This window comes from Kocuria sp. ZOR0020 (assembly GCF_000800955.1).
GTDB lineage: Bacteria > Actinomycetota > Actinomycetes > Actinomycetales > Micrococcaceae > Kocuria > Kocuria subflava.
Genome location: NZ_JROX01000080.1, coordinates 1 through 24,885, shown reverse-complemented (window position 1 = coordinate 24,885; position 24,885 = coordinate 1). Strand labels below are relative to the sequence as shown.

Genomic DNA, 24,885 nt, shown 5'->3' with positions numbered 1-24,885 from the left:
ATGCGTAGAACTCGCATCACCACAGATGTGAGGCCCGGATCCCACAAGGATCCGGGCCTCACATGTTCTCAAGCCAGTTGGCTGCTCAGACTCCAGCGGCCGTGGTGGCAAAACGCATGGTCAGGGCAAAGCCCACAATGCACAGTGCCCACACAATGATCACCGTGGTGGTCAGACGCACCAGGTTCTTCTGCGCGACGCCGGAGGTGTTCAACGACTGTGTCATGCCGCCGCCGAACATGTCCGACAAACCGCCACCCTTGCCCTTGTTCAGCAGGACCAGCACCACAGCCAGCAGACTGGTGAGCACAATCACCACCAGCAGGATGTCTTGCAGAATATCCATGGTTCAGTCCTTGAGGCGTGCAGCCTTGAGATGGTTGTCGGGGTTCAAGCCCTGATCAGTCCGTGACCAGGTGCTGCTCGAACTTGGCAATGTTAGCAAACTCCTCAGCATCCAAGCTGGCACCGCCCACCAGGGCACCGTCCACGTCCTTGCCCTTGAGGATGGCTCCCACATTGGAGGACTTGACGGAACCGCCGTAGAGGATCCGAACCTTGTCCGCGGTCTCGGCGTCGTAGAGCTCGGCCAGATCTGCGCGGATGGCCTGGGCCATTTCCTGTGCGTCCTCCGGACCTGCCACCTCACCGGTGCCGATCGCCCAGACGGGCTCGTAAGCGACAACGACCTTGGCCACCTCTTCTGCAGAGAGACCCGCGATGGATCCGCGCAGCTGCTCCAGGGTGAAGCTCACGTGCTCGCCGGCCTTGCGGGAGTCCAGGCCCTCGCCGATGCACAGCACGGGCAGAAGGTCGTGACGGAAGGCGGCGTTGATCTTGGCCAGGCACTGCTCGTCAGATTCACCGTGGATGGTGCGGCGCTCCGAGTGGCCCACCAGCACGTAGGTGCAACCCAGCTTCTTCAGGAACTCACCGGAGATGTCACCGGTGTAGGCCCCGGAGTCCTGGTCGGAAAGGTCCTGGCCACCGTAGACAACCTTGAGGTCATCACCGTCAACAATGGTCTGCACGGAGCGGATGTCCGTGAACGGCGGGAAGACGGCCACCTCCACACGGCTGAAGTCGTGCTTGGCGTCCTGCAACGTCCAAGCCAGCTTCTGCAGCAGGGCAACACCCTGCTGGTGGTCCATGTTCATCTTCCAGTTCCCGGCAATCAGCGGGGTGCGGTCGAACTGACCGTTGGTCTGCGAAGTCATGTGTACTCCTAAGAGATAGTGATGTGATCTGGGCTGACGGCTGCGTCAGCCGATGACGGAAACGCCGGGGAGGTCCTTGCCCTCGATGAACTCCAGGGAGGCACCGCCACCGGTGGAGATGTGGCCGAACTGGTCATCGGAGAAGCCCAGGGTGCGCACGGCTGCGGCGGAGTCGCCGCCACCGATCACGGACATGCCCGATCCGTTGGCCAAAGCTTCCGCAACGGCCTTGGTGCCACCGGCAAAGGCTTCCATCTCGAACACACCCACTGGGCCGTTCCAGAAGATGGTCTTGGCCTCGGAAATGGCATCCGCAAAGGCCTTGGCGGAGTCCGGACCGATGTCCAGGCCCATGCCGTCTGCGCCCAGTTCGCCACCTTCGATGTCGTTGACCGGGCGGACCTCGTGCTTGGCGTCAGCCTTGAACTCAGCGGCGTAGACAACGTCCGTGGGCAGCACGATCTCCGTGCCGGCCGCGGTTGCCTTGTCCAGGTAGCCCTTGACAGTCTCCACCTGGTCTTCTTCCACCAGGGAGCCACCAATGGAGTAACCCTGAGCCTTCAGGAAGGTGAACACCATGCCGCCTCCGATCAGCAGCTTGTCCGCCTTGCCGATCAAGTTTTCGATCACGGCCAGCTTGTCAGAGACCTTGGATCCACCCATGACCACAATGAACGGGCGCTCGGGATTGGAGATGACCTTGGTGAGCACGTCCACCTCAGTCTTGACCAGATCGCCCAGGTAGGCCGGCAGAATCTTGGCGACGTCGTAGACGGAGGCATGCTTGCGGTGCACGGCACCAAAAGCGTCTCCTACGAATGCGCCGTTTTCACCAGTGAGGGCCGCCAGTTCCTTGGCCATCTCGGTGCGCTCGGCCTCATCCTTGGAGGTTTCGCGAGCGTCAAAACGGACGTTCTCCACCACCAGCACCTGGCCGTTGGTCAGAGCAGCTGCCTTGGCCTGGGCGTCCTCCCCGGTGACGTCGGTGGCGGTGACCACGTCGAGGTCGGAGAGCTCAGCCAGCTTGGCTGCAGCCGGAGCGATTGAATACTTGGGGTTGGGTTCACCCTTGGGGCGGCCCAGGTGGGCGGTCACGATCACGCGGGCGCCGGCCTTGGAGAGCTTTTCGATCACGGGCAGGGAGGCGCGCACGCGGCCGTCGTCGGTCACGGTGGAGCCGTCCAGGGGAACGTTCAAGTCTGAGCGCACCAGGACGGTACGGCCTTCAACGCCTTCGTTGAGCAGATCTTCCAGGGACTTGGCCATGGCAGGTGTTCCTTTCATTCAGGAATGGATCGCAGGTTCAAGACAGGTAATGGGTTCAGCAATGACAACGCGCGGGGTGCCCGCAGCGGTGCTGCGCACACCTCGCGCGTCCATCAGCGGAGGTTGCCCGTTGTCCGGTACCGGTTCATGACCACGTAACGGCGCGGACAATCCTGGCGCGGAATCAGAACTTGGAAGCCACGAAGTTGGTCAGGGAGACCAGACGGGAGATGTAGCCCCACTCGTTGTCGTACCAGGCGATGACCTTGACCTGGTTGTCGATGACCTTCGTCAACGGGGCATCGAACACGGTGGAGACCGCGTAGCCTTCGATGTCCTTGGAGACGATCGGGTCCTCGGTGTACTCGATGATGCCCTTCATGTCACCCTCGGCAGCTTCCTTCAGAGCCGCGTTCACGGACTCCACGGAAACTTCCTGCTCGGCGTCGAAGGTGAGGTCGACCATGGAGCCGGTGGGGGTGGGGACGCGAACGGCAAAGCCGTCCAGCTTGCCCTTGAGCTCCGGCAGCACCAGGCCGACGGCGGCAGCGGCACCCGTGGTGGTGGGAACCATGTTCAGGGCGGCGGCGCGGGAGCGGCGGAGGTCGCTGTGGGGGGCGTCCTGCAGGCGCTGATCAGCGGTGTAGGCGTGAATGGTGGTCATCAGACCGGCCTTGATGCCGAACTTGTCGTTCAGGACCTTGGCCAGCGGTGCCAAGCAGTTGGTGGTGCAGGAAGCACCGGAGATCAGGTTCATGGACTCGGAGTCGTAGGACTCGTGGTTCACGCCGTAGACGAAGGTGCCGTCCACTTCCTTGCCGGGAGCGGAGAGGATGACCTTCTTGGCGCCTGCATCCAGGTGAGCCTGCATTTCCGGGCCCTTGGCAAAGCGGCCGGTGGACTCGATGACGATGTCCACGTCCAGCTCGCCCCAGGGCAGCTTGGTGGGATCCGGCTCGGCCAGGAACTTGACCTCGTGGCCGTCCACGGTCATGGAGTCACCGTTGAGGGTGACCTCACCGGGGTAACGGCCGTTGATGGAGTCGTACTTGAGCAGGTGAACCAGGGTCTTGGGGTCGGTGAGGTCGTTGACGGCAACAACCTGGATGTCCTGGCCCTGCTCCTGCACGGCGCGGAAGAAGCCGCGGCCGATGCGGCCGAAACCGTTAATGCCAACCTTGATGGTCACTGGGATCGATCTCCTATGCGTTCGGTGACGTCGTCCGACGAGTGCTCTGCCAGTCTGCCTGGCCTACGGTCGCCTGACATCTAATGGTCGGAAGTTGCCGTGTGGTTTTGTGAGGGATCTTGACTCCTAAGAGTTGCGATCCCAACCGGTCGGTCCCGCCGTCCTGGCGACGACCTCACGAGCTATCCCGCTCAGTTGCCAGTCTAGAGGCAAGACCAGGCACATGCCAGACCATTTCTGGATTTCCTGAGCTTTTCTCACTCAAACCCAACCAATCCCACATCTGCTCTGTTTCACGGGTTTGTGTTCGCTGTCAGCGGGTTACGCCGTGCGTGTCTGCCGGTGCATTCGGTCACAGACCGTGCTCGACCTCGTGCCCCACGCTGGCCTCCGTTCCGGGAACGCCCAGTTCCTCGGCGCGGCGATCGGCCATGGCCAGCAGCCTGCGGATACGACCGGCAATGGCGTCCTTGGTCAGGATGGGATCGGACAACCGCCCCAACTCATCCAGGCTGGCCTGCTTGTTGGCCAAGCGCAGCTGGCCGGCCGCGCGCAGGTGGTCCGGGACGTCGTCGCCCAGCAGTTCCAGAGCGCGCTCCACGCGCGCTCCCGCTGCCACGGCGGCCTGGGCGGAGCGGCGCAAATTGGCGTCGTCAAAATTGGCCAGACGGTTGGCGGTGGCCCGGACCTCCTTGCGCAGACGCCGGTCCTCCCACGTCAGCAACGTGTCATGTGCGCCCATGTGGGTCAGCAGCGTGGCGATGGCATCGCCGTCGCGAATGACCACGCGATCTCCCCCGCGGACCTCGCGCGCTTTGGCAATCACGTCCAGGCGGCGTGCGGCACCCACCAGAGCCAGGGCGGCCTCCGGTCCCGGGCAGGTGAACTCCATGGCGGCGGACCGGCCGGGTTCGGTCAACGAGCCGTGGGAGAGGAAGGCGCCGCGCAGCACGGCCTCGGCATCCCCGATCGAGCCGTTGACGATCACCGGTGGCAAGCCGCGGACGGGGCGGCCGTGAGAGTCCAGCAGGCCGGTACGGCGGGCCAAGGCCTCCCCGTCACGGACCACGCGCAACACGTAGTGATTGCCGCGGCGCAATCCCCCACCGCTGATCACGCCGAGTTCGCAGGTGTGTCCGAACTCTTCCATGATGGTGGCGCGCAGGCGCCGGGCCACGGCAGCGGAGTCCAGTTCAACTTCCACCACGATGCGGCCGGAGACAATGTGCAGACCACCTGAGAATCGCAGAACGGTTGATAGTTCGGCCCGGCGTTCGGAGGCCGTCTTGGTCTCCAGCCGCGCCAACTCGTCCTTGACCGATGCCGTCAGCGACATCTGATTCCTTTCCGCACGGGGTCATGGCCTGATCTGTGGGCAGAGCATCCCCGCAAACAGATCCCCCATAGGCTACCCGCAGAGCACCACTTGTGTGATGGGAGCCTTCAGCCGCCCATGACCTCCTGGTATGCGGCGGCAAGTTTGAACGGTGAGTGCACCTGCTGCCCGGAGCCACGGCGCAAGTCCGCAAAGTGCACTGCCGCGCCCATGGCCGCGGCCACCTCTTCCAGGTGGGCACGGTCCTCCACCGCACTGGGGTCAACCACCACGGCGTCGATGCGCAGTTCCGGTGCATGATCGTGCAGGACCTGCAGTTCCTGAGCACTGGTCTTTCCGGCAGTTTCTGCGTCACGGGACAAGTTCATGGTGATCACCCGCTGCCCCTCCGTGTGGGCCAAGGCCTGGCGCAATTCCGGCAGCAGCAGGTGCGGCAACACGGAGGTGTGCCAAGAACCGGGGCCCAGAATCACGCAGTCGGCGGCCTCCACGGCATCCAGGGCCTGCTTGCACACGACGGCTCCCGGGGGTTGCAGCCGTACGTTTTTCACGAACGGCTCCTTGGCCAGCGCCACCTGACCGGTGACGGTGCGAACACCGTCCGTGCCTTCCACATCTCCCTCGATCACCAGTGGTGTGATCGACATGGGCAGCACCTGCCCTTGGGCCCGCAGCAGAGCACCGGCCCAGCGCAGCCCCTCCACCGGGTCTCCCAGCAATTCCCACAAGGTCACGATCAACAGGTTGCCCAGCGCGTGCCCTTCCAGGGGTGTGTTGTGCTCGGGCAGGGCACCGAATCGGTGCTGCATCACATCCCGCCAGGTCATGCCCCAGTCGGAATCGTCACACAGGGCAGACAACGCCATCCTCAGATCCCCCGGCGGCAGAACCTCCAGTTCCTCACGCAACCGCCCGGAGGATCCGCCGTCGTCGGCCACGGTGACAACAGCCGTGAGGTGATTGGTCAGCAAACGCAATGCAGACAACGACGCCGACAGCCCGTGGCCACCACCCAGCGCCACCACGGCTTTGCCTGCACCGCGGTGGGGGCGGGCAGGAACGTCATCCCGCTCCCGAGCACGGGTGCGATCAGCACGCGGTGCCGTGAAGGGCACTGTGGGAATGGAACCCGTGGGAATGGAACCTGTGGGCAAATCCGGGTAGAACGAGCCGGAGGCGGAAGTGGTCATCTCATTCCCGCCCGATGTCCCGGTGCTCCACGTTCACCGTGACCCGCGGGAACTTGGACAGCCGCCGTGCGACTTCCTCCGTGACGGCCACCGACCTGTGCTTACCACCGGTGCAGCCAATGGCGATGGTGGCGTAGTGCTTGTTCTCCGTGCGGTATCCGTTGAACACCGGCTCCAACATGGAAGTGAACATCTCCACGAACTTGCGGGTGCCCTCCTCCTTGAACACGTAGTCGCGGACTTCAACATCCTTGCCCGTACGGGGCCGCAAGGCAGGCACCCAGTGGGGATTGGGGATGAATCGGACGTCGGCCACGTAATTGGCATCCGCCGGCAGCCCGTACTTGAAGCCGAAACTCATGACGGTCAGGTGCAGCACCACCGGGCCATCCGTGGTGTAGAGGTCCGCCACGGCCTTGGACAATGCGTGCACGTTGTACGTGGAAGTGTCCAGGACAATGTCTGCGGACTCGCGCAGGTCCTTGAGCAGAGCGCGTTCGGCGGCAATCCCGTCCATGATCCGGCCACCCGCCTGGAGGGGGTGCGGGCGGCGCTGATGTTCGTAACGGGCCACCAAGGATTCATCCGAGGCCTCCAGGAACAACACGGAGAACTCCACGCCGCTGGCCTCCATGGCGGCCAGGGTTTCCCGCATGTCGTTGAACAGCGCCTTTCCGCGGACATCGATCACCACGGCGAGGCGCGGGATGGCTTCCGGAGTGCGGGAGACAAGGTCCGCCAGGGTCTGCAGCATTTGCGGTGGAAGGTTGTCCACCACGTACCAACCCTGGTCCTCCAGTGCATTGGCAGCCGTGGAACGCCCGGCACCGGACATTCCGGTGACCACCAGCAATTCGGCTTTGCGATCGGGCTGGGCCACTCGATTGGACTCGGACGTGGATGGGGACGAGGACTGGACAGGTTCCTGGGCAGGGATCTCATGCGTCACTGTCCCAGTTTATCGGGAGGCACCGACGCCACAGGAGAGTCAGTCCATGATTTCGCCAGTGGCCATGTTGACGGCCGATTGTGCCGTGTCGTCATCCTGATGGATGGCAGCCATCACCTTGGCGGCCAGGGCCGGGCCGAAGCCGGGCACCTCCTGGATCTCCTCCAGCCGTGCGGACTTGAGCTTCTTGGCCGAACCAAAGTGTTTGAGCAGGGCCTTTTGCTTGGCCGGTCCAACACCAGGCAGTTCATCCAGTACGGAGGCGATCATGGACTTCCCGCGCTTGGCCCGGTGGAAGGTGATGGCAAAGCGGTGGGCTTCATCCCGGACACGCTGCATCAGGTACAAGGCCTCGGAGGCTCGGGGAAGAATCACCGGGAACTCGTCATCCGGAACCCACACCTCTTCCAGGCGCTTGGCCAAACCCACCACGGCAACGTCCACCACCCCCAGATCCTCCAGGGCTCGGGAGGCAGCAGCCACCTGTGGCGGACCACCGTCCACCACCACCAGGTTGGGCGGGTAGGCAAACCGTTTCCGGGCCGCGGGATCCGTGTCCAGGGAGTCTGGGTCCAAGGCTCCGGTGGTGGGTGCGCACTCCTGCTGTTGTTCCTCCTGCTGGGCCAGATGCCTGCTGAACCGGCGATGAATGACGTCGTACATGGCCGCCGTGTCATCCCGTGCGGCCTCCCCGGTGATGGAGAACTTGCGGTACTCGGCCTTACGGGGCAGTCCGTCCTCGAAGACCACCATGGAGGCCACCACATTGGTGCCCTGCACATGGGAGATGTCGTAGCACTCGATGCGCATCAGGGCATCGGGCAGATCCAGTGCTTCCTGCAGCTGCTGGAGGGATGCGGAGCGAGTGGTGATGTCACCGGCTCGCCGGGATTTGTGCAGCGCCAACGCCTGCCGGGCGTTCTCCTGCACCGTCGCCATCAGATGGGCTTTGTCCCCGCGCTGGGGCGTGGAGATGGTGACCTTGGAGCCGCGCAGTTCACTGAGCCATTGCTCCAACTGCTCGGCCTCCTGAACCGGGTGGGAGACCAACACCGTGCGCGGTATCAGATCCTCGCGGTAGTCCAACTCCACGGTCCGCGGACGGTGGTGGGAACCGCGCTCCTCGCGTGCTGCCTGAGCCTTGAGCTCTGCACCGGTGATGCTGTCCGCGGCCCCCTCCCCATAGACCTGTTGCAACAACGCCTCCAGCAGGTGGGCGCTGTCCGTTTCCTCCACCTTCTCCGTGACCCATCCGCGCTGGCCACGGATGCGTCCACCGCGCACGTGGAAGACCTGGACGGCGGCTTCGAGTTCATCATCGGCCAACGCAAAGAAGTCGGCATCCACGGCATCGGAGAGCACCACGGCATTGCGCTCGAAGGCCTTACGGAGGGCGTCGACGTCGTCGCGCCGGGCCGCAGCGGTCTCAAAGTCTTGGACGGCTGCGGCTGCCATCATCTTCTCTTCGAGTTCCTTGATGAACGGCTCCGCCCGACCCGCCATGAACTGGCACAGGTCCTCGACCAGCGCGCGGTGATCCTCCTGGGAGATCTCCCCCACGCACGGTGCGGTGCATTTGCCGATGTAACCCAACAAGCACGGGCGCCCTGAGCGTTCAGCGCGGCGGTACACGCCCGGGGCGCAGGAGCGTACGGGGAAAACTCGCAGCACGGCATCCAGGGTTTCCCGGATGGCCCACGCCTGGGAGTACGGACCGAAGTAACGGGTGCCCTTCTTCTTGGTTCCGCGAGTCACCAACGCCCGGGGTACCTTCTCCCCCATGGTCACTGCCAGGTACGGATAGGACTTGTCATCCCGGTAGGCAATGTTGAACCGCGGTTGGAACTGCTTGATCCAGGTGTACTCCAGCTGCAGGGACTCCAGCTCCGAGCTGACCACCACCCATTCCACACCGGCGGCGGTTGTCACCATGGTGCGGGTCTTGGGTGCCAACGAGTGCAGCGGGGCAAAGTAACTGGAGAGCCTGTTGCGCAGGTTCTTGGCCTTGCCCACGTAGATGACCCGGCCCGTGGCGTCCCGGAACCGGTACACACCGGGATCCGTGGGAATGTCCCCCCGCGCAGGCCGGTAGGTCCGTGGATCAGCCACGAGCAGCGTCACGCTCCACGGAAGGCGGCGTGTTGTAGGTGTCGGCGCGCTCCTGGCCGGAGAGCTCGGCAATGGCGTCCATCACCCGATCCACGACGGCGCGGCGCTGCGCGCCGGTCTGGCGCCCGTCCACCCGGTCGATCTGCAGCGGCTTGCCGATGTGCAGCTCAAACTTGCGCGGCACGATCATGCGGGAGCCGGGTTTCTGCAAACGTTCCGTGCCCTTGAGGGCCACAGGGACCACGGGGGCCCCGGTGGACAAGGCTGTGAAGGCCACGCCACTGCGTCCGCGGTAGAGCCGACCGTCACGGGATCGTGTGCCTTCCGGGAACACTCCAAAGACTCCGCCGTCTGCCAGCAACTTCAAGGCGGGGTCCAGGGCGGTCACGGATTCGGACTGTCCGGAGCGGTCCACCGGAATCAATCCCAGAACGCTGTAGACAAAAGTCATGACCTTGCCCTTGATGCCGGGGGCATTGGCAAGAGACGCCTTGGTGATGAACCCCACCCGGCGTGGCATCAACGCGGAGACGATGATGCCGTCCAGGAAGGACAGGTGATTGGAGGCCACGATCACGGGACCGGTGGCAGGAAAGTTCTCCTGCCCTGTGATGACCGGCCGACACACCAACCGGAACAGGTGGCCCACTGCTTTTTGAGTTGCCCGGTACAGCTTCACTGCTCCCCCTCGAAGATCTCCTTCAGGAACATACCCGTGTGGCTGGCAGGATTCTGCGCAACCTGCTCCGGGGTTCCTTCGGCCACCACACGGCCACCGCCCGAACCGCCGTCGGGCCCCATGTCAATGACCCAGTCGGCGGTCTTGATGACGTCCAGATTGTGCTCAATGGTCATCACGGAATTGCCTTTGTCCACCAAGCCCTGCAGGACCTTGAGCAGCTTGTTGATGTCCTCAAAGTGCAGTCCCGTGGTGGGCTCGTCCAACACGTAGATGGTGTCTCCGTGGGAGCGTTTCTGAAGTTCAGCAGCCAACTTGACCCGCTGGGCCTCACCACCGGAGAGCGTGGTGGCAGGCTGCCCCAGCCGCACATAACCCAGTCCCACGTCCACCAGAGTGTTCAGGTGACGTGCAATGGCGGTGTAGGCGGAGAAGAACTCGGCCGCTTCCTCGATGGGCATGTCCAGAACATCCGCAATGGATTTGCCCTTGTAGTGCACATCCAGGGTCTCGCGGTTGTAGCGGGCGCCCTTGCAGACCTCACACGGCACGTAGACGTCCGGCAGGAAGTTCATCTCGATCTTCAGCGTGCCATCGCCCGAGCAGGCCTCACAGCGTCCTCCCTTGACGTTGAAGGAGAACCGGCCCTGCTGGTACCCGCGGATCTTGGCCTCCTGAGTGTCTGCGAACAGCTTGCGGATGCGGTCAAAGACTCCGGAGTACGTGGCCGGGTTGGAGCGCGGGGTGCGGCCGATCGGTGACTGGTCCACATGGACGATCTTCTTGAGCTGGTCTGCGCCCTCAATACGCTTGTGCCGGCCCGGGACCTGTTTGGCACCGTTGAGCTCGTTGGCCAGCTTGGTGTAGAGAATCTCGTTCACCAGGGAGGACTTGCCGGATCCGGACACACCCGTCACCGCGGTGAAAATACCCAGGGGGAAGGTGACGTCAATGTTCTGCAGGTTGTTCTCCTGCGCACCAACCACCTTCAACACACGTTTGCGGTCAATGGGTCGCCGGGATTCCGGGACCTCAATGCCCTTGCGGCCAGACAGATAGTCCGAGGTGATGGAGTCCTTGTTGGCCAGCAGTTCCTGGTAGCCACCGGAGTGCACCACTCGGCCGCCGCGTTCGCCCGCTCCGGGGCCCACGTCCACAATCCAGTCGGCTTCACGAATGGTGTCTTCATCGTGTTCCACCACGATCAAGGTGTTGCCCATGTCCCGCAACTTGGTCAGCGTTTGGATCAGACGCCGGTTGTCGCGTTGGTGCAGGCCGATGGACGGTTCATCCAGCACGTAGAGCACACCCACCAGGCCTGCACCGATCTGGGTGGCCAGGCGGATGCGCTGGGCCTCACCGCCGGAAAGTGTTGCAGAGGCACGCTCCAGGTTCAGGTAGTCCAGTCCCACGTCCAGCAGGAACGTCAGGCGGGCCTCGATTTCTTTGAGCACCTGATCTGCAATGCGCGCTTCACGATCCGTGAGTTCAAGGCCCTGGAAAAAGGCCAGTGCTTCCCGCATGGGCAGGGCCGTTGCCTGGGCGATGGACAAACCACCCACGGTCACGCCCAGCATGGTGGGGTTCAACCGCTGACCCTGACACTCCGGGCAGGGGATCTGGCGCATGTATTGCTCATACCGGTCCTTGGCGTGCTCGGACTCGGTCTCCTGGTGCTTACGGCGAATGTAGGTGTAGACGCCCTCAAAACCCTGGCTGTAGCGCCGTTCGCGACCCCACCTGTTCTTGTAGGAGACGGTGACCTTGTAGTCCTTGCCCTCCAACAGCGCCTTGCGGGCAGTCGCGGACAGGTCCTTCCAGGGGGTGACCAGGTCAAAGCCCAGGTCCTCCGCCAGGCCGGCCATCAACCGGTTCCAGTAGTCACTGGTGGACTTGCCCAGGGCCCACGGTTGGATGGCACCTTCCACCAGCGTCAGGTCCGCATCCGGGACCACCAGATGTTCGTCAACTTCCAGCCGGGTGCCGATGCCGTCACATTCGGGGCACGCACCAAAGGGTGCATTGAAGGAGAACGCCCGCGGCTCGATCTCGTCAGTGCCCAGACGATGCTCATTGGGGCAGGCCAGGTTCTCGGAGAACGTCTGGCGCTGCTCCACCCCCTCGGGTGCATCCTCACCGTCGCGCAGCACCAGCTCCACCACCACGCGGCCATCGGCCAGGCCCAGGGCGGTCTCAATGGAGTCCGTCAGACGGCGCTCCATGCCCTCCTTGATCACCAGGCGGTCCACCACCACCTCGATGTCATGCTTGTACTGCTTCTTGAGCTTGGGCGGGTCATCCAGGGTGACCTGCTCGCCGTCCACCACGGCACGGGAGTAACCCTGCTGCTGCAAAGAGCTGAACAGATCGGCGAACTCGCCCTTGCGGCGTCGTACCACCGGGGCCAGGACCTGGAAGCGGGTGCGTTCCGGCAAGGTGAGCAGACGATCAACAATCTGCTGGGGGGTCTGTTTGGTGATGGGCTCCCCACAGACCGGGCAGTGCGGGTGGCCCACTCGCGCCCAGAGCAGGCGCATGTAATCGTAGATCTCCGTGATGGTGCCCACCGTGGAGCGCGGGTTCTTGGAGGTGGACTTCTGGTCGATGGAGACCGCGGGAGAAAGACCCTCAATGAAATCAACGTCCGGCTTGTCCACGCGCCCCAGGAACATGCGTGCGTAGGAGGACAGGGACTCGACGTAGCGGCGCTGGCCTTCGGCAAAAATCGTGTCAAAGGCCAGGGAGGACTTGCCGGATCCGGAGAGCCCGGTGAAGACCACCATGGCATCACGCGGGATGGTCAGGTCCACGTTGTGGAGGTTGTGCTCCCGTGCACCCTGCACCACGATCTCCGTGAGATCGGTGGGGGCTGTGGCCTGGGCCTGGGGCACGGACGCTACGGGGGAAAGAGTTTGTTCAGGCACGCCGTCCAGCTTATCGCCGGTGACCGACAACCAGAATTGCGCCCCAACCGTGTGTGCTCAGGCGGCGTTGGACGGACCGCTCAGATCCGGTCCCGCCGGTAGGCCAGCAGCAGCCATGCCAGATTGACCACCAGGCCGGCCAGCGGCACGGTACCCACTCGCCAGTTCCACAGCAGTCCCGTTCCGGCGGACAGCGTGAAGACCACCGCACCCAGAACACAGAGTGCCGCCATCAGGTGCAGCACGTAAGGCACCCCTTTGAGCCACAGCACCAGCGGAATGGCGTACACCAAGCCCATGCCGACGACGGTGCCCAGGCTGGGGCCTGGATCAATGGTCATACCGAGTTCCGGGTTAGCTGCTGCGGCCACGATCTCCGGATCATGGGTCTGAATCCAGAACGTGGCCATCAGCAGCACGTAGGACAGGATTGTGACTGCCGTGAGACGTGCCGGGCGGCGGCGCTCCCATTGCTGGTCAGCCGGGGGCAACAGTGTGGGCATGGCGCCTTTCATCACACATCGCATTGCCGGGATGAACACAACCCGTCAACCGTCTTACAATCGTCGGCATGATCGTAACCGACACGCAGACCGTTGATCTGGCCGAGATCACGGTCCGTTCCATCCAGGTCAGCGACATGGCGAACAACGTCTACCTGTTGACCTCCAAGACCCACGGCACCCAGGTGCTGATCGACGCCGCGGATGAACCCAAGTCCATTGCAGGCCTGGTGGGCGCCGGCTGCCACGACTGCAGCATGTCCGGCAGCTTGCAGATGATCATCACCACCCACTCCCACTGGGATCACGTGCGTGCCCTGGCAGAGGTCAAGTCACGCTCGGAGGCGGTGACCGCCTGTGGCTCGGCGGACGAGGACGACATTGACGTGGCTATGGATCTGACCCTTGACCACGGGGATGTTGCGGAGTTTGACGGATTCGACCTTGAGGTGATCGGGCTGCGCGGGCACACCCCCGGTTCCATCGCCCTGGTCTACCGCGATCCCCACGGCCCCGCGCACATCTTCAGCGGCGATTCCCTGTTCCCTGGCGGGGTGGGCAAGACCAACTCGCCGGAGGACTTCAAGCGGCTTTACAAGGACGTTGTCACCCGGATCTTTGACCGTTTTGACGACGACACCGTGATCCACCCCGGACATGGCGACTCCACCACCCTGGGTGCTGAGCGTCCGCACCTGAAGGAGTGGCGCGAACGCGGCTGGTGACAGCTCTGCCGTTCTTGTGACGACGCCGCCCCTCACCGTCTGCGGACAGGTGAGGGGCGGCGTCGTTGTGCCGGTCCACGGCTGGGATGTCCGTACGCGCGGATATGGTGGGTGACGATGTCACTTCTTGATGCTCTTGCCCCTGGATTGTCCGCCCCCGGCCAGCACTACCTGCGGGGTGATTTTGCGCGCAACCCGCTGACGGCGGATGAGATCTATGAAGGCTTTGTGGGCTGGGCCGCCTCACGGGACCTGGAGCTGTATCCGCACCAGGAAGAAGCGGCGCTGGAAGTGGCCGGCGGGGCCAACGTCATCCTGGCCACACCCACGGGTTCCGGCAAGTCCATGGTGGCGTTGGCGGCGCATTTTGCGGGCCTGGCCACCGGGCAGCGCTCCTATTACACAGCCCCCATCAAGGCGCTGGTCTCTGAGAAGTTCTTTGCCCTGTGTGAGGCCTTCGGCGCGGAAAACGTGGGTATGGTGACCGGTGATTCCGCCGTCAATGCAGAGGCGCCCATTGTGTGCTGCACGGCGGAGATCCTGGCCAACATCGCCTTGCGTGAGGGCCGTGACGCTGATCTGGGGCCCGTGATCATGGACGAGTTCCACTTCTACGCCGATCCCCAGCGCGGTTGGGCCTGGCAGGTTCCCCTGGTGGAACTCCCGCAAGCCCAGTTCCTGCTGATGTCTGCAACCCTTGGGGACACCACCCGCATCCAGCAGCGCCTGACGGATCTCACCAGCCGTGAGGTGGCCGTGGTGGACAACGCCGAACGACCCATCCCGCTGACCTACTACTACTCCCAGATCCCCGTCCTGGAACAGATCGAGGAACTGGTCTCCACACACCAGGCACCGGTCTACGTGGTGCATTTCTCCCAGCTGCAGGCCATGGACCAGGCACAAGCCCTGATGAGCGCCAATGTGCTCAGCAAGGCGGAGAAAGAACGCGTGGCGGAGGTGATCGCCGAGTTCAAGTTCGCCGCCGGGTTCGGCAAAACACTCAACCGCCTGGTCCGCAACGGGATCGGCGTGCACCACGCGGGGATGCTGCCCAAATACCGGCGCCTTGTGGAGCAGCTGGCCCAGGAAGGGCTGCTGAAGGTCATCTGCGGCACGGACACCTTGGGTGTGGGCATCAACGTGCCCATCCGCACGGTGTTGATCACGGCGTTGTCCAAGTTCGACGGCGTCCGCACACGCCGGCTGCAGTCCCGGGAGTTCCACCAGATCGCGGGCCGGGCCGGACGCGCGGGGTTCGACACCCAAGGCACCGTGGTGGTCCAGGCACCCGAACATGACATCGAAAATGCTCGTGCCATGGAGAAGGCGCGGCGAAGGCACGGCGATGACGAGAAGAAGTTGCGCCAAATCCCCAAGAAGAAGCCGCCGCAGGGCTTTGTCTCCTGGTCTGACAAGACGTTCCAGGCCATGGTGGACTCTCAGCCGGAACCCTTGCGCTCCACCTTCGGGGTCACGCATGCCATGTTGCTGAATCTGCTGCAGCGTCACAGTGATCCTGTGGCCGCCACGGTGCACTTGTTCAACGGCCTGGACGGTACGGCTGCGGATCGTCGTCGTTGGGTCAGGGAATCGCTGGGGATCCTGCGGGAGCTGCTGGCCACGGGCGTGGTGGAGCGGTTGCCGCACCCTGACGACGACGGTCGGCGCTACCGCCTGACCGTGGAGCTGCAGGAGAACTTTGCGTTGAACAACGCGCTGTCACCGTTCGCCCTGGCAGCGCTGACCCTGCTGGACCCGGAGGCTGACGGATTTGAACTGGATGCCGTCTCCGTGATCGAGTCCACGCTGGAACGACCACGCCAGGTGCTGGTCATGCAGGAGAAGAAGGAGAAATCCGAGGCCTCGGCCCGGATGAAGGACGATGGCCTGGAGTACAACGAACGCATGCGGGAGTTGGATGAGGTCACGTGGCCCATGCCGCTGCGTGACCTGTTGGAGGAGGCCTTTGAAACCTACCGGTCCTCCGCCCCTTGGGTGGCCCAGCATGAACTGACCCCAAAGTCCGTGGTCAGGGACATGTTTGAACGGGCCATGACTTTTGGCCAGTACGTCCAGTTCTACTCCTTGACCCGCTCGGAGGGTGTGCTGCTGCGCTACCTGACGGATGCCTACCGGGCCCTGCGTCAAACGGTGCCCATTGAGCTGCGGACAGAGGCCCTGGAGGACATCATCGAATGGTTGGGGGAAACCATCCGGCAGACGGACAACTCCCTGTTGGATGAATGGGAGAAGTTGGCCCGGGGCGAGGAAGCCCCCATGGGTACCTCCCAGGACTCGTTGGCGGAGCTCATGGAGGAGCAAGCTCCTGCCATCACCAGCAACGTGCGGGCCTTCCGCATCATGGTGCGCAACGCCATGTTCCAACGTGTGGAGCTGTTTGCCCAGGAGAAGGACAAGACCCTGGGGGCTCTGGACGGCGGTACCGGGTGGGACCGGGACCGCTGGGCGGAGGCATTGGATGACTACTTCAACGAATACGAGGACATCTACACGGACGCCCAGTCGCGTGGGCCGGCCTTGATCCGCATTGACCAGGACCCTGCCGGTCTCAAGGGATTCTGGACGGTCCAACAGGTGTTTGATGATCCTGACGGCAATCACGACTACGGCATGAACGCGCGCATTGATCTGGCGGCATCGGATGCAGACGGCTTTCCGGTGGTGCTCATGGACAACGTGGGGCCGATCACCCAAACAGGTCGGTGACGGACCCAGGGCTTGATGCCGCATGCATCGCCAACTGCATATAGTGTTGATATGCACTTGAACACGCATAGGAGGATCCGTGCCGTTTGTTCTGACCGCTGACCGCCGGGACTCCCGCAAACACCCCGGTGAGCTGGACATGGCGGCCCACCGCGATCTTCTGCGCTCACAGGTGCCCGGTGCCACTCTGAACTGGCAGGTTTCAGCAGGTGACGAGCTCCAAGCCCTGTACTCGGACCCTGTTGCCGCTGTGGCGGCCACGCTGCTCCTGGTAGAAGCCCAGATCTGGTATGTGGGTGTGGGAGTGGGCGCGGTGGACACTCCCCTGCCCACCAGTGTCAGTGAGGCCACCGGGGACGGCTTTGTGAATGCGCGCCACGCGGTGGATGCCGCCAAGGCGTCGTCCTGGGACACCGCTGTGCGCGGCGCTGATAGTGACACAGCTGCCCACCAGGCGGATGCCCTCCTGAGCCTGCTGGCCGCTGTCCGACGACGCCGCACACCCACCGCCCGTCAAGCTGCCACCCTGGCCGATCAAGGGTTGACCCAGCAGCAGATCGCTGAAGAGCTAGGCATCACCCAGTCCTCGGTGTCCAGACGGCTGAGCACTGCGCTGTGGCAGGAGGAGCACGCCGTGCGTGGTGTCCTGGTGGACTTGTTGGAGCAGGCTGATGGGCAGGGGCACATCCATGAGTGAGGCGGCTCAGCAGCACGCAAGCACTGCACCAGGGTTCACAGGATCATTGATGAGCCTCCGTGGTGCTGTCACGGTCTGGATTCCCCTGATGCTTTTCCTGAGCACTGCCGGGTGGATGGCCGTTGCAGGTTCCGTGCCCGTTTGGTTCAGCGGGACAGCCCTGGTGGTGGGTTTTGCCTTGTCAGGTGATCCCGTGGTGCGTCTGATCCTGCACATTGCCCGGGATCTGGAAGCGCAGCGCCGAAAAACCATGGCCATCATCACGGCCGGGCGGTCCACCGAGCTGACGGCCGCCGACGCTGCGGGGCCCGGTGAACCGGTGGGCCCACCTCTGCGCGGCGGTCTGGTGATCGGTGTGCTGGAACGCTTGAGCGTCATGGCCTGTTTTGTCCTGGGGTTCCCCAACGGTGTGGCCATCGTGGTGGCCATCAAGGGCTTGGCGCGCTATGGAGAGTTCACCACCGGCCATCAGCGTGAGCAGTTCCTCATCGGCACCTTGGCCTCCCTGCTGTGGGCCGGGGCCGGTGCAGGACTGGTGCTGGTGATCTCCGCCACCTGACTCCGGTGGGACCCCGCCAAAGACCCTGCCAAAGACCCCGCCGGGTGAAGGGACATGGTGGAGGCCGGCACCCGTTGGGGTACCGGCCTCCAGTGATTCCCGTCAGGCAGGTCAGCGCATCAGACTGATGCAGGATCACACCTTGGGGTTGGTGTCCTTGTGCAGCGTCTCCGGCTCAGGTGCTTCACCCGTGCGCTCATAGTGCTCGTGCTTGCCGCGGGCACGGGCCAACAGGTCGCGGAACTCGTCTTCTTCCTCAATGAGTTCCTGCTGGTACTTCTCCGGCACCTTGGGCATGCGCTCAGCCAGCTTGGCGCCCTTGGCCGCCAAGCGTTCGCGCTCCGCCGTCGGGGCATCCTTGGGCAGGGTCACGTAAGCCTCGGCCACGTTGCGCAGGCCGGAGATCACGCGCAGGGCGCGGCCCTTGGGGCTGTAGAGGGAGAGCAGCACCGTCAGCACCAACACACCCACGATCACGGTCAGTGACTGGCTGATGGTGACCTCCGGCGGGAAGTGCACAGGCTGACCGTCATTGATGAACGGCAGATCGTTCTCATGCAGCGCGTGGACAATCAGCTTGTAGCCGATGAAGCCCAAGATGATGGCCAGTCCCCAGGACAGGTAGATCAGGCGGTCCAGCAGGCCGTCGATCAGGAAGTACAACTGGCGCAGGCCCATCAGGGAGAAGGCAACGGCCGTGAACACCAGGTAGGTCTCCTGGGTCAGACCAAAAATCGCGGGAATGGAGTCAAAGGCGAACAGGATGTCCGTACCGCCAATGGCCACCATCACCAGCAGCATGGGCGTCATCACACGCTTGCCGTTCTCCACCGTGAACAGCTTGTCGCCGTCGTAGTAATCCGTGGTGGGGATGAAGCGCTTGGCCAGGCGGATGATGAAGTTGTCTGCCTCGTCCTCGGCCTCGCCGTCCTTGAGTTCACCACGGATCAGGTTGACGGCGGTGAGGATCAGGAACAGGCCAAAGATGTAGAACAGCCAGGCCAAGGCGTTCAGGGCGGCAGCGCCGATGAAGATGAAGGCCGTGCGGGCCACCAGGGCAAAGGTGATGCCGAACAGCAGAACCTTCTGCTGATCTTCACGCGGGACCTTGAAGGAGGCGATGATGATCAGGAACACAAAAAGGTTGTCCACGGACAACGCCTTCTCCGTGATGTATCCGGCGTAGTACTCACCGGCGAACGTGGGACCCCACTGCCACAGCACGAACAGGCCGAAGATCAGGGCTGCACCCACATAAATCGCGGACCAGATGGCCGCTTCCTTGATGTGTGGTTCGTGGGCCTTGCGCACGTGGAAGAAGTAGTCGAAAGCCAGCATGCCGACGATTACGGCAATGGTGACTTCCCAGATCAAGGGTGAAACTTCCAAGGAAGCGTCCTCTCCAAGGTAGGTATGGTTCGAGAACGCAAGTCTCTCCGTCGGCCACCTCAGATCCCCGTGTGACGCACGGGTAGGTGGGGTTCCGACCGTTGTGCCCGGCGGGGCCGCCATGGCCCTGCGTGCTGACGTTCACAACGCGAGTGGATACTCCCTTACGCTGCGCATCATGGTACACGGCAGCTGTGCTTTGCCCAGGCTTGGTAAGACGTCTGTCATTCGCCGTCATCGCGACTTTGGTCACGCGCCAGGGCTTGCAGCAGCCCTTTGAGATCCGACCACTTGCCCTGGGCTGCGGACAGGTCTTCCGGCAGGTCACGAATCACGCGGTCAACATCCGACTGTTGGCGCGCTGCAATCTCGGCACGCAGTTGGCGGATCTCCGCCTCCGCCTGGGCCAAGAGGTTCTGGAGTTCGGATTCGGTGTTGGCGTTCATGGTCTCCTCCTGTTCTGGCTGGCTACCAGGCTTGGTCACAGCACAGCACTGATCAGCACGACGGCGCCCGGGGCCACCAGGAATGCGGCGATGATCCAGGCGGCTGCCACCCACTTGCGTTCAGCTGCCAGGGAGCCCAGCCAGGTGGCGCAGGCCAACGGAATGTTGCGCAGGAAGGGCAGGACGTAAATCAGAAGGATGCCCAGCAGGTTGAACAGTAGGTGGACCAGGGCCGCTTGCAGCGCGATGGTGGCGTTCTCCCCCGTGACAGCCATGGCCGCGATGAGTGCCGTGGTGGTGGTGCCGATGTTGGCTCCCAGTGTCACCGGATAGATCTGACGGGTGCTCAGGGCACCCGAGCCTGCAAAGGGCACCAAGACGGAGGTGGTCACGGACGATGACTGGGCCAGGACTGTCACCAGGGCACCGGCACCCATGGCCACGGGTGGCGTGCCGCCCACGGTCTTGTGAAGAATCTTCTTGGCCTTGCCCACCATGAGGGTCTGCAGCAGCTTGCCCAGGTAGCGCACGGACAAGAAGATCAGGGCCACACCACCCAGGATCTGCAGAACTGCTCCCATGGTTTCCCCGGGAAAACCCAGTACCCAGGCAAGTCCGTTCACCACGGGGTCAGTGACCATGGAGACCACATCGGCATCCCCCGGATCCGTGGTCTGGATCCCGGACAGGGGCCCGGTGATCAGTTCAGCCAACCGTTCCAGGGGGTGGAAGAGCATCTCCAGGGGCAGCAGCAGAGCCACGGCGAACAGGTTGAAGAAGTCGTGGACGGTGGCCGCGGAGAAGGCACGTCGGAACTCATCCTTGGTGCCCACAAATCCCAGCGATGCCAAGGTGTTGGTGACGGAGGTGCCCACGTTGGCGCCCATGATGATGGGAACGGCCACGCTCAGCGGCAACGCCCCGGTCCCCACTGCCGTCACTGCGATCGCTGTGGTGGTGGAGGAGGACTGAATGACGGATGTGGCCAGGATTCCCACGGCAAGTCCCACCAAGGGATTCACTGCAAAGTCGAACAGCCCGGAAGCGGTGTCCTCCCCCAGATTCCCGAACCCGGTGCCGATCAATCCGACGGCACAGATCAGGGTGTAGAGCAGTCCCAGTGCGGCAAGGACTCGAACAGCAATTTGCCCGCGCGAGAGGTTGGTGGCGTCCTGGGAGAGTTCGTCCAAGTTTTCGCGGCTGTCACCACCGGTTCTGGCGAACTCGGTGTCAGTGCCCTGATTCTGGTCGGTGGTCGCGCGCTTGCGTTGACTCGTGTGCGACTGACTCACGGTTACCGCCCCCGGTGTTTCGGCCTGTGCTGTGAACAACTAGGTCACGTCCAGCCTCACGGGGCGGGGCAACGGCGGGCTGACGGGAAGGTGACAGCCAGGTGAAGGCGCCCTGTGCTCGGTCAGTCAGGACCCGGAGGCGTCCTGGACGTGGCGTAGTTCGCGTTTCAGGTCGGCCAATTCGTCGCGGATGCGTGCCGCCAGCTCGAACTTGAGGTCTGCCGCAGCCTGGTTCATCTGCTCGGTCAGCTGAAGGACCAGGTCCTCCAGGTTCTGTGCCGGGCCGGTTTCCACGCCGTCCTGGCGCAACTTGCGTTCCGCATCTGCCAGGGCTGCCGAGCTTTGGGCGTCCTTGGCAGGCGCGGTCTTGCCGCTGGCCGCCGAGCGCGCCGCCAGCAGTTCGTGGGTGTCTTCTGCTTCCCGGGCCAGCTGGTCCGTGATGTCCGCGATCCTCTTGCGCAGCGGCTGGGGATCCACACCGTGTTCCTTGTTGTACGCAATTTGGACTTCACGACGTCGATTGGTCTCATCGATCGCGGTCTGCATGGAGTCCGTGATCTTGTCCGCGTACATGTGGACCTGCCCGTTGACGTTTCGGGCGGCACGGCCGATGGTCTGGATCAGGGAGGTGGTGGAACGTAGGAAGCCTTCCTTGTCTGCGTCCAGGATGGAGACCAGGGAAACCTCCGGGAGGTCCAGGCCTTCACGCAGCAGGTTGATGCCCACCAGGACGTCAAATACGCCTTGCCGCAGTTCACTGAGCAGTTCCACACGCCGCAGGGTGTCCACGTCCGAGTGGAGGTATTGGACCTTGACGCCGTGCTCCATCAGGTAGTCGGTGAGGTCCTCGGCCATGCGCTTGGTGAGTGTGGTGACCAGAACACGTTCGTCGCGTTGGACACGAGTGTTGATCTCATCCAGCAAGTCGTCGATCTGCCCGCGGGTGGGTTTGATGACCACTTCCGGGTCCACCAGGCCCGTGGGGCGAATGATCTGCTCCACGTAACCGTCGGCCTTGCCCATCTCGTAATTGCCCGGTGTGGCGGAGAGATAGACGGTTTGTCCGATCCGCTCCAAGAACTCGTCCCACTTCAACGGGCGGTTGTCCATGGCTGAGGGCAGACGGAAACCGTGTTCCACCAGGGTGCGTTTGCGGGACATGTCGCCTTCGTACATGCCACCGATCTGCGGGACCGTCACGTGCGATTCGTCAATCACCAGCAGGAAGTCGTCCGGGAAGTAGTCCAGCAGACAGTGCGGTGCAGAGCCGGGGCCACGGCCATCGATGTGCCGGGAGTAGTTCTCGATGCCGTTGCAGTACCCCATCTGCTGCATCATTTCCAGGTCATAGGTGGTGCGCATCCGCAGCCGCTGGGCTTCCACCAGTTTGTTCTGGTTCTCCAGGGTCTCCAGGCGCTCCCGTAGTTCGTCCTCGATCTCAGTGACAGCCCTGGCCATGCGTTCGGCTCCGGCCACGTAGTGGGAGGCAGGGAATACATACATTTCGTTCTCGTCCCGGATGATCTCCCCGGTCAGCGGATGCAGCGTGTAGATGGCTTCAATTTCATCCCCAAAGAACTCGATCCGTATGGCGTGTTCCTCGTACATGGGGATGATCTCCACCGTGTCACCGCGGACCCGGAAGGTCCCCCGATGGAAGTCGACGTCGTTGCGCGCGTACTGCATGTTCACGAACTGGCGCAGCAGGTCATCACGGTCCATCTCCTCCCCCACCTTGAGGGTGACCATCTGCTGGATGTATTCCTCCGGGGTGCCCAGGCCGTAGATGCAGGAGACGGTGGAGACCACCACGACGTCGCGCCGCGTCAGCAAGGCATTGGTGGCGGAGTGCCGCAGCCGCTCGACTTCCTCATTGATGGAGGAGTCCTTCTCGATGAAAGTGTCCGTCTGTGGGACGTAGGCCTCCGGCTGGTAGTAGTCGTAGTAGGAGACAAAGTATTCCACCGCGTTGTTGGGCAGCAGCTCCCTCAGCTCACTGGCCAGCTGGGCGGCCAGGGTCTTGTTCTGCACCATCAGCAGCGTGGGCCGCTGCACCGATTCGATCAACCATGCGGCGGTGGCGGACTTGCCTGTACCGGTGGCGCCCAGGAGCACGATGTCGGTTTCGCCGTCGTTGACCCGCTGCGTCAGTTCAGCGATGGCCTTGGGCTGATCGCCGGCGGGTTTGAATTCGGAGACGACCTCAAAGGGTGCGACGACGCGGTTGATCTCCTGTGCCAAGCTCATGTGGCCAGCCTACGCCGGGGGACCGACACTGCATGAAGTGCCGTCGACCGCCGCTCGTCGAGTGATCCTCAACCCCGCGCCTGAGCCCACCACTGATCCACGGCAGCCTCCAGGTGATTCAGTGGCCCATCGTTCACGAACACGTGGTCCGCCACCGCGCGCCGTTGATCGTCGGTGGCCTGTGCATCAATACGAGCCGCTGCATCAGTCGCGGACATTCCCCGGTTCTGGATCATCCGCCGGATCCGCTCATGACGCGGAGCCTCCACCACCAAGACCACGTCAAAATCCTCTGCCTGCCCGGTTTCCACCAACAGGGGGATGTCGTGGACGATCACCGCGTCCTCACCGTGTTGAGCCACCGCGGCCTCCACCAATTCCTTGGAACGTGCACGCACCAGAGGATGGATGATCGCATTGAGGCGGGCACGGGCGTCGTCGTCGGCAAAGACCAGCTCCCCCAACGCGCGTCGGTCCAGTGAACCGTCCGCTGCAATCATCTGCGGACCGAATTCACGGGCGATCGCCACCAGACCTGGCTGGGCAGGCTCCTGCAACTGCCGGACAATGGCATCCGAATCCACCAGGACGGCCCCGTTGGCCACAAGACGCGCAGCCACAGCCGATTTTCCGGAGGCGATCCCGCCTGTCAAAGCAATGTGCAACATGGTCCCAGGCTACCCAGCGGGCGGACCGGAGTGGCGCAGATCAACTCTTACAGGCCCATAGACTGGTTCTCATGCCGCAGCCTTACACGGTCCTGAGCTCAACCACTGCGTTGCGCCATCAGATCGAGATCAAGAAGTCCCGCTTCCTCACCGTGCTGCAACGCATCAACCACGAGGACGACGCCCAAGATCTCCTGGCCGATTTACGCCGCGAGTTCCATGACGCCCGTCACCAGTGCTCAGCCTGGGTTGTGGGCTCGGATCGCCGCATCCAGCGCTCCTTCGACGACGGCGAACCATCCGGCACAGCCGGCATCCCCATGTTGGAAGCCATCACCCAACGGCGGACCGGCGGGGGTGATTCACCCCGAGAAGAAGTCTCAGACCTGTCGGATGTGTGCGCCGTCGTCGTCCGGTGGTTCGGTGGAACGCTGTTGGGTGCGGGAGGTCTGGTACGGGCGTATTCGGACTCGGTGTCCCAAGCCCTGGACCGCGCGGAGTTTGCGCAGCGCGCCCGGCTGGGAGTCTATGAGGTCAATGCTCCGCTGGCTCAGGCGGCACGCTGGGAGAACGAGCTCCGCACCGCATCCGTCACCGTCATGGGAACCGACTGGTCCGCAAACGGGGCCACCTTGCGCGTGGCCACGGACGACACCGAGGAGGCCGTGGCCAAATTACGGGCCCATGTGGCGGAACTCAGCTCCGGGAATGCGTACCTGACCCCGGTGGGAACCGACTGGGTGGACCTCCCCTCCTCCCCCGCCGAATAG

At 63.4% G+C, this 24,885-nt stretch carries 21 protein-coding genes; 5 read left to right on the top strand and 16 right to left on the bottom strand.

Annotated features, from left to right (window positions below):
* Positions 1-85: 85 nt before the first annotated feature.
* From secG to L979_RS05465, 11 genes are all read right to left on the bottom strand, one after another.
* Positions 86-346, bottom strand: a complete 261-nt coding sequence (secG, locus tag L979_RS05515; protein WP_047690206.1) for a preprotein translocase subunit SecG — start codon at positions 344-346, stop codon at positions 86-88.
* Between the two features lie 55 nt (positions 347-401).
* Positions 402-1,217, bottom strand: coding sequence for a triose-phosphate isomerase (tpiA, locus tag L979_RS05510; protein WP_047690204.1), 816 nt, complete (start codon positions 1,215-1,217; stop codon positions 402-404).
* Positions 1,218-1,262: 45 nt separating this feature from the next.
* A complete protein-coding gene (pgk, locus tag L979_RS05505; RefSeq protein ID WP_047690202.1) occupies positions 1,263-2,483 on the bottom strand; it encodes a phosphoglycerate kinase in 1,221 nt (406 codons plus the stop codon).
* 184 nt (positions 2,484-2,667) lie between these two features.
* Entirely contained in the window at positions 2,668-3,672 is a 1,005-nt protein-coding gene (gap, locus tag L979_RS05500) for a type I glyceraldehyde-3-phosphate dehydrogenase (RefSeq protein WP_047690199.1), read from the bottom strand.
* 352 nt (positions 3,673-4,024) lie between these two features.
* Positions 4,025-5,008: a DNA-binding protein WhiA gene (gene whiA, locus L979_RS05495; protein ID WP_047690197.1), complete on the bottom strand. Its 984-nt coding sequence runs from the start codon at positions 5,006-5,008 to the stop codon at positions 4,025-4,027.
* 107 nt (positions 5,009-5,115) lie between these two features.
* Positions 5,116-6,198, bottom strand: coding sequence for a uridine diphosphate-N-acetylglucosamine-binding protein YvcK (gene yvcK, locus L979_RS05490; RefSeq protein WP_052209540.1), 1,083 nt, complete (start codon positions 6,196-6,198; stop codon positions 5,116-5,118).
* 1 nt (position 6,199) lies between these two features.
* Positions 6,200-7,033 (bottom strand): RNase adapter RapZ, encoded by an 834-nt coding sequence (rapZ, locus tag L979_RS05485; RefSeq protein WP_119933050.1) that lies wholly within the window; start codon positions 7,031-7,033, stop codon positions 6,200-6,202.
* 153 nt (positions 7,034-7,186) lie between these two features.
* Complete coding sequence (gene uvrC / locus L979_RS05480; protein WP_047690236.1) at positions 7,187-9,256, bottom strand: excinuclease ABC subunit UvrC; 2,070 nt, start codon at positions 9,254-9,256, stop codon at positions 7,187-7,189.
* Complete coding sequence (locus L979_RS05475) at positions 9,249-9,935, bottom strand: 1-acyl-sn-glycerol-3-phosphate acyltransferase (RefSeq protein WP_047690195.1); 687 nt, start codon at positions 9,933-9,935, stop codon at positions 9,249-9,251. Before L979_RS05475 ends, uvrC begins: the two co-directional genes overlap by 8 nt.
* Positions 9,932-12,826: an excinuclease ABC subunit UvrA gene (gene uvrA / locus L979_RS05470; protein WP_047690193.1), complete on the bottom strand. Its 2,895-nt coding sequence runs from the start codon at positions 12,824-12,826 to the stop codon at positions 9,932-9,934. Before uvrA ends, L979_RS05475 begins: the two co-directional genes overlap by 4 nt.
* A gap of 113 nt (positions 12,827-12,939) precedes the next feature.
* The gene (locus tag L979_RS05465; protein ID WP_047690191.1) at positions 12,940-13,362 is read right to left on the bottom strand and encodes a hypothetical protein; all 423 of its coding nucleotides are present in this window, start codon (positions 13,360-13,362) and stop codon (positions 12,940-12,942) included.
* 68 nt (positions 13,363-13,430) lie between these two features.
* Here L979_RS05465 and L979_RS05460 point away from each other — a divergent pair, with 68 nt between their 5' ends.
* The 4 genes from L979_RS05460 to L979_RS14485 all read left to right on the top strand — a co-directional run bounded on the left by L979_RS05460 (position 13,431) and on the right by L979_RS14485 (position 18,073).
* Positions 13,431-14,087 carry an MBL fold metallo-hydrolase gene (locus L979_RS05460; protein ID WP_047690190.1) on the top strand — a complete coding sequence of 219 codons (657 nt, stop codon included), beginning with the start codon at positions 13,431-13,433 and terminating at the stop codon, positions 14,085-14,087.
* A gap of 117 nt (positions 14,088-14,204) precedes the next feature.
* The gene (locus L979_RS05455; RefSeq protein ID WP_047690187.1) at positions 14,205-16,817 is read left to right on the top strand and encodes an RNA helicase; all 2,613 of its coding nucleotides are present in this window, start codon (positions 14,205-14,207) and stop codon (positions 16,815-16,817) included.
* A 79-nt stretch (positions 16,818-16,896) separates the two neighbouring features.
* Positions 16,897-17,514 (top strand): sigma factor-like helix-turn-helix DNA-binding protein, encoded by a 618-nt coding sequence (locus tag L979_RS05450; RefSeq protein ID WP_047690184.1) that lies wholly within the window; start codon positions 16,897-16,899, stop codon positions 17,512-17,514.
* Positions 17,515-17,563: 49 nt separating this feature from the next.
* Positions 17,564-18,073, top strand: coding sequence for a hypothetical protein (locus L979_RS14485; protein WP_052209539.1), 510 nt, complete (start codon positions 17,564-17,566; stop codon positions 18,071-18,073).
* Between the two features lie 135 nt (positions 18,074-18,208).
* Here L979_RS14485 and L979_RS05440 read toward each other — a convergent pair whose 3' ends face one another.
* The 5 genes from L979_RS05440 to coaE all read right to left on the bottom strand — a co-directional run bounded on the left by L979_RS05440 (position 18,209) and on the right by coaE (position 24,115).
* Positions 18,209-19,462: a TerC family protein gene (locus L979_RS05440; RefSeq protein ID WP_052209538.1), complete on the bottom strand. Its 1,254-nt coding sequence runs from the start codon at positions 19,460-19,462 to the stop codon at positions 18,209-18,211.
* Between the two features lie 224 nt (positions 19,463-19,686).
* Entirely contained in the window at positions 19,687-19,908 is a 222-nt protein-coding gene (locus L979_RS05435) for a hypothetical protein (protein WP_047690181.1), read from the bottom strand.
* Positions 19,909-19,943: 35 nt separating this feature from the next.
* Positions 19,944-21,200, bottom strand: a complete 1,257-nt coding sequence (locus L979_RS05430; protein WP_168023449.1) for a Na/Pi symporter — start codon at positions 21,198-21,200, stop codon at positions 19,944-19,946.
* 126 nt (positions 21,201-21,326) lie between these two features.
* Complete coding sequence (gene uvrB / locus L979_RS05425) at positions 21,327-23,447, bottom strand: excinuclease ABC subunit UvrB (RefSeq protein WP_047690180.1); 2,121 nt, start codon at positions 23,445-23,447, stop codon at positions 21,327-21,329.
* A 68-nt stretch (positions 23,448-23,515) separates the two neighbouring features.
* Entirely contained in the window at positions 23,516-24,115 is a 600-nt protein-coding gene (gene coaE / locus L979_RS05420) for a dephospho-CoA kinase (RefSeq protein ID WP_047690179.1), read from the bottom strand.
* 71 nt (positions 24,116-24,186) lie between these two features.
* Between coaE and L979_RS05415 the strand changes: the two genes are divergently transcribed.
* Positions 24,187-24,885 (top strand): YigZ family protein, encoded by a 699-nt coding sequence (locus tag L979_RS05415; protein ID WP_047690178.1) that lies wholly within the window; start codon positions 24,187-24,189, stop codon positions 24,883-24,885.

Excerpts from the sequence above, each read along its gene's own strand:
- secG (WP_047690206.1), bottom strand. The coding sequence starts at position 346 with ATGGATATTCTGCAAGACATCCTGCTGGTGGTGATTGTGCTCACCAGT.
- tpiA (WP_047690204.1), bottom strand. The coding sequence starts at position 1,217 with ATGACTTCGCAGACCAACGGTCAGTTCGACCGCACCCCGCTGATTGCC.
- pgk (WP_047690202.1), bottom strand. The coding sequence starts at position 2,483 with ATGGCCAAGTCCCTGGAAGATCTGCTCAACGAAGGCGTTGAAGGCCGT.
- whiA (WP_047690197.1), bottom strand. The coding sequence starts at position 5,008 with ATGTCGCTGACGGCATCGGTCAAGGACGAGTTGGCGCGGCTGGAGACC.
- yvcK (WP_052209540.1), bottom strand. The coding sequence starts at position 6,198 with ATGACCACTTCCGCCTCCGGCTCGTTCTACCCGGATTTGCCCACAGGT.
- rapZ (WP_119933050.1), bottom strand. The coding sequence starts at position 7,033 with ATGTCCGGTGCCGGGCGTTCCACGGCTGCCAATGCACTGGAGGACCAG.
- L979_RS05465 (WP_047690191.1), bottom strand. The coding sequence starts at position 13,362 with ATGCCCACACTGTTGCCCCCGGCTGACCAGCAATGGGAGCGCCGCCGC.
- L979_RS05460 (WP_047690190.1), top strand. The coding sequence starts at position 13,431 with ATGATCGTAACCGACACGCAGACCGTTGATCTGGCCGAGATCACGGTC.
- L979_RS05455 (WP_047690187.1), top strand. The coding sequence starts at position 14,205 with ATGTCACTTCTTGATGCTCTTGCCCCTGGATTGTCCGCCCCCGGCCAG.
- L979_RS14485 (WP_052209539.1), top strand. The coding sequence starts at position 17,564 with ATGAGCCTCCGTGGTGCTGTCACGGTCTGGATTCCCCTGATGCTTTTC.
- L979_RS05435 (WP_047690181.1), bottom strand. The coding sequence starts at position 19,908 with ATGAACGCCAACACCGAATCCGAACTCCAGAACCTCTTGGCCCAGGCG.
- uvrB (WP_047690180.1), bottom strand. The coding sequence starts at position 23,447 with ATGAGCTTGGCACAGGAGATCAACCGCGTCGTCGCACCCTTTGAGGTC.
- coaE (WP_047690179.1), bottom strand. The coding sequence starts at position 24,115 with ATGTTGCACATTGCTTTGACAGGCGGGATCGCCTCCGGAAAATCGGCT.
- L979_RS05415 (WP_047690178.1), top strand. The coding sequence starts at position 24,187 with ATGCCGCAGCCTTACACGGTCCTGAGCTCAACCACTGCGTTGCGCCAT.